This is a genomic window from Acinetobacter sp. UBA3025 (assembly GCF_002367915.1).
Classification (GTDB): Bacteria; Pseudomonadota; Gammaproteobacteria; order Pseudomonadales; family Moraxellaceae; genus Acinetobacter.
Genome location: NZ_DFDO01000283.1, coordinates 1 through 11,642, shown reverse-complemented (window position 1 = coordinate 11,642; position 11,642 = coordinate 1). Strand labels below are relative to the sequence as shown.

12 protein-coding genes and 1 pseudogene are annotated in these 11,642 nt (G+C 40.4%); 7 read left to right on the top strand and 6 right to left on the bottom strand.

Features of this window, described 5'->3' with window-relative positions; translation table 11 throughout:
• The 4 genes from B4J23_RS11930 to B4J23_RS11915 all read right to left on the bottom strand — a co-directional run.
• The coding region (locus B4J23_RS11930) for a cation transporter (RefSeq protein ID WP_291360880.1) at positions 1 to 223 on the bottom strand (223 nt) is incomplete at its 3' end.
• Positions 224 to 401: 178 nt separating this feature from the next.
• Positions 402 to 596: a heavy-metal-associated domain-containing protein gene (locus B4J23_RS11925; RefSeq protein ID WP_004281879.1), complete on the bottom strand. Its 195-nt coding sequence runs from the start codon at positions 594 to 596 to the stop codon at positions 402 to 404.
• A 469-nt stretch (positions 597 to 1,065) separates the two neighbouring features.
• A complete protein-coding gene (locus tag B4J23_RS11920) occupies positions 1,066 to 1,947 on the bottom strand; it encodes a copper resistance D family protein (protein ID WP_180001713.1) in 882 nt (293 codons plus the stop codon).
• Positions 1,948 to 2,011: 64 nt separating this feature from the next.
• Entirely contained in the window at positions 2,012 to 2,392 is a 381-nt protein-coding gene (locus tag B4J23_RS11915; protein WP_004681441.1) for a copper resistance CopC family protein, read from the bottom strand.
• 364 nt (positions 2,393 to 2,756) lie between these two features.
• Between B4J23_RS11915 and B4J23_RS11910 the strand changes: the two genes are divergently transcribed.
• The 5 genes and pseudogenes from B4J23_RS11910 to B4J23_RS11890 all read left to right on the top strand — a co-directional run bounded on the left by B4J23_RS11910 (position 2,757) and on the right by B4J23_RS11890 (position 7,802).
• Positions 2,757 to 3,188: a hypothetical protein gene (locus B4J23_RS11910; RefSeq protein WP_005407407.1), complete on the top strand. Its 432-nt coding sequence runs from the start codon at positions 2,757 to 2,759 to the stop codon at positions 3,186 to 3,188.
• A 28-nt stretch (positions 3,189 to 3,216) separates the two neighbouring features.
• Entirely contained in the window at positions 3,217 to 3,489 is a 273-nt protein-coding gene (locus tag B4J23_RS11905) for a DUF2933 domain-containing protein (protein ID WP_004755892.1), read from the top strand.
• The gene (locus tag B4J23_RS11900) at positions 3,486 to 4,136 is read left to right on the top strand and encodes a methyltransferase family protein (RefSeq protein WP_004281871.1); all 651 of its coding nucleotides are present in this window, start codon (positions 3,486 to 3,488) and stop codon (positions 4,134 to 4,136) included. The genes B4J23_RS11905 and B4J23_RS11900 overlap by 4 nt, the downstream gene beginning before the upstream one ends.
• Before the next feature lie 11 nt (positions 4,137 to 4,147).
• Positions 4,148 to 6,523 (top strand): heavy metal translocating P-type ATPase, encoded by a 2,376-nt coding sequence (locus B4J23_RS11895; protein ID WP_005105854.1) that lies wholly within the window; start codon positions 4,148 to 4,150, stop codon positions 6,521 to 6,523.
• Positions 6,520 to 7,802, top strand: a pseudogene (locus tag B4J23_RS11890) (MgtC/SapB family protein). The gene B4J23_RS11895 and the pseudogene B4J23_RS11890 overlap by 4 nt, the downstream one beginning before the upstream one ends.
• Positions 7,803 to 7,840: 38 nt before the next feature.
• Here B4J23_RS11890 and B4J23_RS11885 read toward each other — a convergent pair.
• Positions 7,841 to 9,241: a heavy metal sensor histidine kinase gene (locus B4J23_RS11885; protein ID WP_034171651.1), complete on the bottom strand. Its 1,401-nt coding sequence runs from the start codon at positions 9,239 to 9,241 to the stop codon at positions 7,841 to 7,843.
• Positions 9,234 to 9,914 (bottom strand): heavy metal response regulator transcription factor, encoded by a 681-nt coding sequence (locus B4J23_RS11880; RefSeq protein WP_004663993.1) that lies wholly within the window; start codon positions 9,912 to 9,914, stop codon positions 9,234 to 9,236. The genes B4J23_RS11885 and B4J23_RS11880 overlap by 8 nt, the downstream gene beginning before the upstream one ends.
• A 148-nt stretch (positions 9,915 to 10,062) precedes the next feature.
• On the opposite strand from B4J23_RS11880, the gene B4J23_RS11875 reads away from it, so the two are divergent.
• Both B4J23_RS11875 and B4J23_RS11870 read left to right on the top strand, forming a co-directional pair.
• Positions 10,063 to 10,359, top strand: coding sequence for a hypothetical protein (locus B4J23_RS11875; RefSeq protein ID WP_005006338.1), 297 nt, complete (start codon positions 10,063 to 10,065; stop codon positions 10,357 to 10,359).
• 89 nt (positions 10,360 to 10,448) lie between these two features.
• Positions 10,449 to 11,642, top strand: a 1,194-nt coding sequence (locus B4J23_RS11870; RefSeq protein ID WP_291360858.1) for a multicopper oxidase domain-containing protein, incomplete at its 3' end; no start/stop codon positions are given.

The following is an 11,642-nucleotide window of genomic DNA, read 5'->3' as shown; positions in this document are numbered from 1 at the left end:
CTTCGTAGCCTGCTTTTTCTACGGCTTTAATTAAAGTAGCGCGATCAAGTGGTTGATGCGCATAAATGACTGCTTTTTCGGTAGCCAGATTTACATGAGCCGATTCAACACCCTCAACAGATTTTAAAGCTTTTTCCACACGGCCTACACAAGAAGCACATGTCATCCCCTCAATCTCTAATGTTTCACTGTAGTGTGGCGTATCAGTCATTTCGGTACTCATATACGATCTCTATCATTTAGATATGCTGAGTTCTATATGCGAAGATCAGCTCGAACCAAGATTAGGGGGAATTCAGGGATTACTTTTATTTCAAGCAAGTACAGGTTTTATCTGTACGATGAGGAAAATAAGAGAGAGTAAAAGTGGTAAGGAATTCCCACTGTTACTCTAACAGAGATTAAGCAGGATCAGCTGTAAATCCACGCTCACTGAGAGTGGCAATGACTTGATCCTGACTCACCGTTGTATTGATTTCAACAATACGGTTTTGTAAATCAATATCGAGTGAGGCATTCGAGTCGAGCTCTTTAATTGCGGTAGTAATGCCGCGTGCACAACCACCACAAGTCATATTAGCGATGTGAAATTTCATATGTTGCTCCTTTTTAACAAAACATTTGTTTAAAACATTAGAACAGTAACTCTAAACTTTCACCATACAACCAGCCTTTTTCTGAATCAGTTACTCGCTGTAACTTGGTCTGTTTACAACCTTACAGTTTTCTTCAGAGTATTCCAAAGAAGAGTGTTCTAATGACTACAGTAAAAGTACTTAACCAACATTAATGTGACTTTAAAATGACATTTTTGTCATCTACGATCACTCTGAAATTTATAAGATTAGTTATTTCAATCAATGGTAGTGAACTGAATAGATGAGACCGTTATGGGTTGAAGATAAGCTAAAAACCGGTGACTACCTTTATGTATAATGCCTCATGATGCGATTTTACTGTTCTGATTGTCGTAAGTTGGCAGTCCAGTAGAAACTTTATTGCTCAGCTACAAAAGATAAATGCAGTAATGTTAAATTTCCTCAATTCCATTATTTTGAAATTCTCTTATTCAATACCCACGACAGTGGTTATATAGCCTGTTGTTAATAGAATTGATAGACCTAATAACATCTCAAATAAAATGGCATGACTAAGGTGTTTAGCGAATTTAGGATATTGAAGACGCGGGGTGAAATACCATTTGTTGAAGGCAGCTAAAAGTAGAATACCTATAACAAAAAACATTTTAACCATGAAACCATAGCCATATGCAGTATTGATTAAGGTATTAAAATCTTTAATTAAAAGAAGAGCTACACTAGCGCCACAGGCGATTAATATCCCAACAATGAAAGCAGCAATACGTCCAAATACATGCATGCGATCTTTTAAAGGTAAACCACTTATTTCCCGGCTGGTTTTCCATAACGGATATAAAGACCCCATCCATAACGACATAACTAGAATATGGATTGATAATAAAATTTGAGCAAGTAAGGTTAAATTAGCGACATGTCCGAGCTGGGAAAAACTAAAAATAATCGGGAGAAGTAAAACACAAAATATTGAACTTTCAATTATAGAAAAATGACCTTTGTTCCTGTTAAGTTTAACCACCATGAGAAGAAGTAAAAGAGCAAAACTAATAGAACGAAGAACGTATATATACCCCGTCGGAGTATTAACCAATATATTAATATACGTGGGGTCCACCATACCTGTAATACCAGTATTGGCAAAACTACCAATCAGAATAAAAAATCCCAAGGTACTGGAAATTAGGCCTAATCCAGCGCCAATTGTAATATATTTAAGAATCGATTCTTTTAGTTCAAGATATTGTCTAAGTAAAAAATAGCAAAAGGCTCCACCAACGACAAAAGCTACACTTAAATATAAAATAACCTTAGTTAACCAAGTGGCCCACATCCAATATTCAGAAATCATTATTTTTGTCCATTCTAGAACAACATGCCAGCACCTCACTGACATGTTGAAAGGTAATCAATTCTTATTTAGTTGATTTGATAGTGAAACTATATTCACCATTCATGTTGTGACCATCTTTCCCCATTGTTGTCCAGACAACGGTATATTTACCTTTTTTCAGTTTCGGAAGAGCGACATCAAAGGATTTCTTTAAGTCATGAGTAACTTTATATTTTAAAGGAACATCTCTTCGCTGAGCATCCAGTAACTTAATATTCATCAACATAACCTCTGCACCAAAGTTAAGGGTCAAGTTCTTTGGTTGACTAAGGATAGATGCATTTTCCGCAGGAATCGCACTCACTAAACTCACATGAGCGAACGTAGTTGTAGTAGCCACAATCATCGTTGCAGCTACTACAACATTACGTAGAGCAGTCATTTTATTTTGAAATAATTTCATTTACGTTTCCTCTTGATTCGTTAGTTCATTAGAGATGACTTTATAAAATCTATATTTAATGAGACCACATCATCTCCTCTTATATTTCAATTATTAGTGAGAGACAGAAACAGAGCGATGACTTCAAAATTACATTTTTGTCATTTTTAAAAATCAATAGACTCAAGTGATAAAATTATTCAATAGAAATAAAAAAATTGACTATAACCAGCTACCACCTAAGTAAAACACCGGTGGCATAACCAGCGATCAACTTCATCAAAAGAATGAGTGGAGCAAATAAATGAAAACTACCTCTCTCTATTTGTTTGCTTCATTCATTTAAAGGTTGTATCGGCTGATCAACTGATGGAAGGAAAATACCATGACTTATATCCGCCAAACTTTACTCGCACTTTGTATAACCACTGCCGCTCTAGGTGCATTAGCCCAAAATCCTGAAGAGCATAAAACTCATCACCCAGAAAATACTCCTCCATCCACAGTCACTGTTAAAAAGACAGCTACTGGCACGATGACTCCAGACAAAATGGCTGCAATGGACCAACACATGAAAGCGATGCAAGCCATGCATGAAAAGATGATGGCTGCAAAAAACCCGCAAGAACGTCAGAAACTTATGGCTGAGCACATGAAACTCATGCAAGGAGGTATAAGCATGATGAAACAGATGGGTAGCCAAAGCATGAATGCCAATATGGCTGACCGTCAGCAAATGATGGAAAAACGTATGGACATGATGCAATCCATGATGCAGATGATGATGGACTGTATGCCTCCCTCCACAACTAAATAATTACCCATGAATTAGAGAGGGAAGCACCATGAACCATCAACCTCAAGAACATAATTCAGTACCTAACTTTTGGTCTACACGTTATGCCATCGGCCTATTCGTGATTGGTGGTGTGGCAGCCTATTTTCTCTTAACCGAGCATTTGGCCCATGTCGTTGGTGTTTTACCCTTTTTACTCCTTTTAGCATGCCCACTCATGCATATTTTTATGCATGGTGGTCATGGACATCACCATCATCAACAGAAAAATCCAGACACATCAGATAATAAAAAATCACGCGAACCAGGAGACCCCTCATGAATCATGCGGAATCGGCTTATGGTTTATGGACGCTGGTTATCATTAACTCAGCAGTTTTTATCATGTTCGCTTTCAGTTTTTTTAGACCTTCCACTGCGCGCGATTGGCGTACATTTGGGGCCTTTTCGGCTTTTATCATTGCTCTATTTGTCGAAATGTATGGTTTTCCTTTAACCATTTACCTGTTATCTGGTTGGCTTCAAACTCGCTTCCCTCAACTTGACTTACTTTCTCATAATGCAGGTCACTTGTGGTCAACGCTATTAGGTGAAAAAGGTGATCCACATTTTGGCATTTTGCATATCGCCAGTTACGTTTTCTTGGGCTATGGATTTTACCTGTTATCAACGTCATGGCACGTGCTGTACAACGCGCAACGTCAGCATTCTTTAGCGATCACAGGCCCTTATGCACGTATACGTCACCCACAATACGTGGCTTTTGTGATGATCTTGCTGGGTTTTTTATTGCAATGGCCAACTTTACTGACACTGATTATGTTTCCAATCCTACTCTTAATGTACAGCCGCTTGGCAATTAAGGAAGAGGCTGAAATGAGTAAACAGTTTGGCGCTGTCTATGACAGCTATGCTCAACAGACTCCGAGATTTATTCCAAAATTCGGCCATAAAACCACTTTACCATAAGAGAATTATTTATGTCAGATCAAAAAAATCATAACCAGGACCATATGGCACAGGCTACAACAGACGTACTGAAAGACCCAGTCTGTGGTATGACCGTCACTGAAGAATCGAAATACCATGAGGAATTTAAGGGGAAAACTTACTTTTTTTGCAGTGATAAATGTCAATCAAAGTTTCATAGCAGCCCGGTGCAATATATCGCTAAACCCGCAACGACGACTGCCGATGCACATACACAGCATCATCAGACTACTCAATCCGTTAATGAGACAAGCACAACAGGCACGATCATCTATACGTGCCCAATGCATCCAGAAATTAAACAAGATCATCCTGGAAACTGTCCTAAATGCGGAATGACACTGGAGCCACTCATTCCTGAATTAGAGGAAGATGAGAATCCGGAGTTACGTGATTTCCGCCGACGCTTCTGGTGGACACTGCCATTGACCATCATCGTGACTTTTTTGGCGATGTTTGGTCATCAAATGAACCTGTTCAATATGGCGGTTCAGAGCTGGATTGAACTGGTGTTGTCACTCCCAATTGTACTTTGGGCAGGTTGGCCATTTTTTTCCCGGGGTTGGCAATCGGTTGTGAATCGCAGCCCGAACATGTGGACGCTGATTGGTTTGGGCACTGGAGCTGCATTTATTTATAGTGTGGTCGCAACCATTGCACCGCAAATCTTCCCAGACTCATTTATTTCCATGGGTCGTGTCGCTGTTTACTTTGAAGCTTCAGCGGTCATCATTTCATTGACCCTACTGGGACAAATATTGGAGTTAAAAGCACGTTCGCAAACTTCTGCTGCAATTAAGTCACTCCTTGGGCTCGCTCCTAAAACAGCTCGCCGAATCCTGCCTGATGGAACTGAAGAAGATGTTCCTCTAACGCATGTCCATGTAGGAGATTTACTCAGAATTCGCCCAGGTGAAAAAGTGCCTGTGGATGGTGTAATCACTGAAGGAAGTAGTTCAGTGGATGAATCGATGCTGACAGGTGAACCTTTACCTATCACTAAACGTATCGGCGATAAAGTCATTGGAGCTACCCTGAATACCAATGGTTCCCTAATCATGCGTTCAGAGAAAATTGGTTCAAGTACCATGTTATCCCAGATCGTACAGATGGTGGCGCAAGCTCAACGATCGAGAGCACCAATGCAACGTATGGCTGATCAGGTAGCAGGTTGGTTCGTCATGGCTGTAGTGACCATTGCCTTGCTTACCTTCTTTGGATGGGGACTATTCGGCCCAGAAGAATCAAGCTGGGTTTATGCATTAATCAATGCTGTGGCAGTACTCATTATTGCCTGTCCTTGTGCACTAGGCTTGGCAACTCCAATGTCTATCATGGTTGCGACGGGTCAAGGTGCTACTCATGGTGTGCTGTTCCGTGATGCAGCAGCCATTGAGAATCTACGCAAGATTGACACACTAATCATCGATAAAACAGGTACGTTAACTGAAGGACGCCCTGTATTCGATCGTGTAGTTGCCGCATCAGATTTTGACGAATCTGAAGTATTACGTTTAGCCGCCAGTCTTGATCAAGGCAGTGAACACCCGCTAGCCGAAGCGATTGTAAACGCAGCACACGAACGTGGCCTGTCTCTTGAAACACCAGATAATTTTGAATCGGGCTCAGGGATTGGTGTTCGAGGTCAAGTGGGCGATCGTCAGTTAGCTTTGGGTAACACAGCACTGATGGAGCAATTGGGTATCTCGGTACAATCTCTGATTCCGCAAGCCGAAGAGCTGCGTTCGGAAGGTGCAAGTGTGATGCATCTAGCCATCAATGGTGAATTGGCCGGTCTGCTTGCAGTATCCGATCCCATCAAAAAAAATACCCCAGAAGCACTTGCCACCCTGAAGGAAGCGGGTCTACGTATCGTGATGGCAACAGGAGATGGTCTCACCACTGCCCGTTCAGTCGCAGCACGTCTAGGCATTGATGAGGTACATGGCGAAGTCAAACCCGCAGATAAACTAGAACTGGTCAGCAAATTGCAGAAGGAAGGTCGCATCGTGGCTATGGCTGGTGATGGCATCAATGATGCACCAGCCTTGGCTAAAGCTGATGTCGGTATCGCTATGGGAACCGGGACTGATGTTGCAATGAATAGTGCCCAAGTTACGCTGGTCAAGGGAGATTTACGAGGGATTGCTGTTGCCCGTTCACTTTCGGAAGCTACTGTCGGCAACATGAAACAGAACCTCATGTTTGCTTTCCTTTACAATGCCTTGGGTATCCCTATCGCGGCTGGCGTACTATATCCATTTACCGGTTGGTTGTTGTCACCGATGATTGCCGCCTTGGCTATGAGTTTGAGTTCAGCTTCAGTCATCACCAATGCCCTTCGCCTGCGAAATAAAAAGTTATGATAGAGAGTTCCTTTCTTCCACCAGATGTATCAGGGCTGGTTGCAGCACTCGCCATCGGCCTGCTCATTGGTTTAGAACGAGGATGGCAGGATCGAGAACTGCCAGAAGGCAGCCGAGTAGCAGGTCTACGTACCTTCACATTGACAGGATTGCTCGGAGGAGTGCTCGGTCATTTACAACCAAACTTCGGAGCTTGGCCGCTAGTTGCGGCCGTATTAGGGCTTTCCTTATTACTAACAGTGTCCTATGCTCGTACCGCAAAAATTTCCGGTAATTTAAGTGCTACCACAATTATTGCGATGCTGTTGACATTAGTTTTAGGTGCATATGCATCCCATGGTAATGTTACTTTAGCATTAACCGCGGCTGTAATCGTCGCTGTATTTTTGGATCTCAAGCCAACCTTACACGGTTGGCTACGCTTGATAGAGCATCGTGAATTAACCGCATCCCTGCAGTTGCTGGTACTTTCTGTCGTTATATTACCCTACTTACCCAATACGGGTCTGGGACCTTTTGCTGCATTAAATCCTTACCAGTTATGGTGGGCAGTGATCCTGATTGCCGGACTCTCTCTGGCAGGTCATTTTGCCATGCGGCTTACCGGTTCAGAAAGAGGCATATTCTGGACAGGTCTATTGGGTGGTTTGGCATCGTCTACAGCTGCAACTGTCGCACTGGCACGCTATACACGCCAGCACCCCGTCATGGTCAGTGCTGCTATTTCTGGAACATTGGCTGCCTGTGGCATCATGTTTTTTCGTATGGTTGTGCTGATAGGCGTCATTGAGCCAGCATTGCTAAGCACTTTTGGTGGTGCAATGATGATTGCGGGAATCCTTCTGCTGGGTATGGCATTGTGGAGACAACGCCAAATTACCAGCGTTGAAAACAACGATCGAACAATAGAAGCAATGGCTCCTTTTGATCTTGGGACAGCATTCAGCTTCGCTGCTTTCCTGGCTGTCATGGCAGTCTTGGTCCCGGCAGCAAAACAATGGTTGGGCACCAGCGGCATCTTCGTATTATCGACTATTTCTGGGCTAGCAGACGTAGATGCTATTTTAGTCTCACTTGCCCGCCTGCATAGTACTGAAGGCTTAACAACAAATGTGGCTGCTGTCGCGCTAGGGCTGTCCACACTGAGCAACATGTTAAGCAAAGCGACAATTGCATGGATGACAGGGGGGCACAGTTTGGCCGAGCTATCATATTTGGCTACACAATTGCCATGATAGGTGCTGGCGTAGCTCTGGCTCTCAGTTTGAGCTTTATGTAAGGTCAACTCGGGTAAATGGAAGATGTTCAAAAAATGAGTTAAAATGATTCCCCTTGCATGGATTCACTTTGAAAAACAATGGTAAAAATGATTCGACCATTGAGGGATTCAGCCTGGATGGTCGCCCCAAGCATATCAAGAATAGATTTTGTTATCGCGAGCCCTAAGCCGGTTCCTTCTTCTGTTCTTTGTCTAGATGCATCTGTTCGATAAAATCGATCAAATAACCTGGATAGTTGTTCAGGAGAGATTTCAGGGCCTTCATTTTCAATTGAAAATATTGTGTTATCTAAATTCTGTTGAAGTTTTATGCGTATTGTAGAATTCTTATTTCCATATTTAACTGCATTAGATAATAGATTGCTGAGTGCTCGACGTAACATAGCAGGATCACCTTTGACATTTCCAGATCCTGTTTGTTGAAGCGTCATATTTTTTTCGGCAGCTAGCGCATCATAGAAATCAAATAAGGCTGTAACTTCTTTAACCAGGTCAATATTCTGTAAGTTCTGTAATTTTAGGCCATGTTCTGCTTTTGCCAAGAAAAGCATATTGGATACCATTCGAGCCAAACGTTCTAATTCTTCTAAATTAGAAAATAGTATTTCTTGATAAGTACCAATATCTCGGTTACGGGCAAGACATACTTGAGTTTGAGTCATTAAGTTATTAATCGGTGTTCTAATTTCATGCGCTAAATCAGATGAAAAATCGGAAAGCCTTTCTAAAGCTGATTCTAGTCTGTCGAGCATATCATTGAAGGCAATTGCTAATGATTTTAGTTCTGTTGGTGTGTGCTCAACTTCTAAACGTTCTGAAAGATGTTGGGCAGAAATGCCTTCTGCGACCTTAGCCATTTTTTGCACGGGTCTTAAACCTCTCCAGGTTGCAAACCAGCCTAAAAACATTAAACAAATCGTACCGGCTAAACCAATGTAAAAAAGTTGACGCTTAAAATCATTTAAAAAATGTAGATGTTCAGATGTATCGATCCCCACAATAATGCGTACAGATTGTATCTCAGTATTTTTGTTTATATCCGTGTTGTAGATCATGCCACGATAAGTCTTATCCTGAATTTTCCATTTAATCCATGAATTATTTGCTGACTTGGTTAAGTGTTGAGTATTAATTGTTGAAGGTGCTGAACTAAATAAAACTTTACCTGTCGGTCGTTCTATTTGAACCATAAGATCATGGTGTCCAACTAAAGCGTCTCTCAAATAAAGATTAAGTTCTGGAGAGTTTTTAGGATTCTGTTGGATAAGATTCTGAATCAGCTGGATTTTACCTTCTAATTGGGTACGGTCTTGCGTTTCAAAATGATGCATTACTAATTTATTTATGAACAAACCCATAATAATTAGAATGAAAATAGTAGATAATGAGAAAATGATACCGATCCGGAAACTGATCGCTCTGAATAAATTATTATTCATCCTCTACCTCTAGTACATACCCCATTCCTCGAATATTCTGAATTAATTTGGGAGTAAAGTTACTGTCAACTTTACTTCTTAATCGTTTAATAGCGACTTCAACGACATTCGTATCACTATCAAAATTCATATCCCAAATTTGAGAAGCAATCAGCGCTCTTGGTAAAATTTCACCTCGTCTACGCATAAAAAGTTCCATAAGCGCGAATTCTTTTGCCGTCAGATCAATGCGTTGACCCGCTCGCGTTACCCGACGTTTTCTCAAATCAAGTTCTAAATCAGCAATCTTAATAATATTATTATCTTCTCTTTGTTGCCCTCGTCTAAGGAGCGTTTTTATTCGAGCTAGAAGCTCTGCAAAAGCAAAAGGCTTAACTAAATAATCATCAGCGCCTAGCTCTAATCCTTTTACTCGATCTTCGATTTGATCTCGGGCGGTAAGAAAAAGAATGGGCATTGTTTTACCGCTGCTACGAATATCATTGATAATATTCCAACCATTTAGTCCAGGTAACATCACGTCTAAAATAATTAAGTCATACTCTTCAGAAAGAGCTTGATGTTTACCCGTTAACCCATCTGTAACCCAGTCCGTAATATAGCCAGCTTCGGATAAACCTTGCTTGAGATAATCACCAGTTTTTTGTTCATCTTCAACTAATAGTATTCTCATTTCCGAATCCTAAGTCATTCATTAAAACTATAATAACGTTATAAAACATCTGATCGAGATAGATTACAAAAATGTCATTTTCAAGTCACTTAGATGTTCAGTGCTTCACTTTATTGTAGTAGCAAGAAATTAACTTTTAGAGAAACTTATGAAAACTGTAGTGCGTCGTAGTCTAACAATTTTAATGTGTGCTGGAACTTTAATTGCTGGTACTCAATCTTGGGCAAAAGATGTATCAACCTCAAGTGCCACTAAAACGGTAAAAGCACAGGAACCTTGTACAAAACCTTGTAAAATGGAAAAAGATGACAAGACTCAGCAAGATCATAGTCAACATCAGTCTCCTAACTCATCTGACATGTCAAAAATGGATCATTCTATGATGAATATGGACCATTCTAAAATGGATCATTCAAAGATGAATATGCCTGGTAGCAATAAATAATTTTATAAATAGCGAGAAAGAAGTATTAAAGTTTATACTAAATATTTGCTTTATTACTTCAATCTTGACCTTTCTAAAGGTGAGATAGAATGTCAAAAAAGTTAAGTCATATACTCTTAATTGGAGTTGGTTTATTTTCATCAACTTGGGTAATGGCGGCAGTTAAAGAATATGATTTAACAATCGCTGAACAAACTGTAAATATCACAGGAAAACCGCTAAAGAGAATTACCGTTAATGGTAAATTCGTTGCACCACTTCTTGAATTTGAAGAAGGTGATGAGGCCGTTATCCGTGTTCACAATAAGTTAAAAAATCAGGACTCTTCAATCCATTGGCATGGCTTATTATTACCTGGAATTATGGATGGTGTACCTGGATTTAACAAATTTAATGGCATTGCCCCTAATAAAACTTATGAATATAAGTTTAAAGTCCGCCAAAATGGTACTTATTGGTATCATTCACATAGTAAAGGACAAGAACAAGACGGTTTATATGGTGCTTTTGTTATTTATCCTAAAGATAAAACTCCACTAACAGCTGCTGAAAAAACCGATAAAGATTACGTTGTTTTGCTTTCTGATTTTCATAATTCAACAAGTGATCAAATTATGAAAAATCTTAAAAAAGAAGCAGATTACTATCAGAACCGTCGCGAAACAGTATTCGATGTATTAAAACAAGTTAAACGTGATGGATTAAAGGCAACTTGGCAAGACCGCTCTATGTGGAATCAGATGCGGATGTTGAAAACAGATATGTCCGATGTGACTGGTTATACATTTTTAATGAATGGCAAAACACCTCAGCAAAACTGGACCGGTAACTTCAAAGCTGGTGAAAAAGTTCGCCTTCGTTTTATTAATGCTTCCGCTATGTCATTCTTTGATGTACGCATTCCAAACCTAAAAATGACTGTAGTCAGTGCTGATGGTCAACCTGTAAAGCCCGTTCCTGTAGATGAGTTCCGTATTGGTACTGCTGAAACCTATGATGTCATTGTGGAACCAAAACAAGCACATTACCAAATTGAAGCTGAATCTATTGATCGTACCGGTTTTTCAGTGGGAACATTACATGAAGAAAGCAGCCCAGCAGTCAAACAAATTGAGATGCCTAAATCTCGCCCTCGTGCTTTATTAACTATGGAAGATATGGGGATGAGCCATGACATGTCATCTATGAAAGATATGAATCACGATATGTCTTCTATGAAAGGTATGGATCATGATATGTCTTCTATGAAAGGCATGAATCACGATATGTCTTCTATGAAAGGT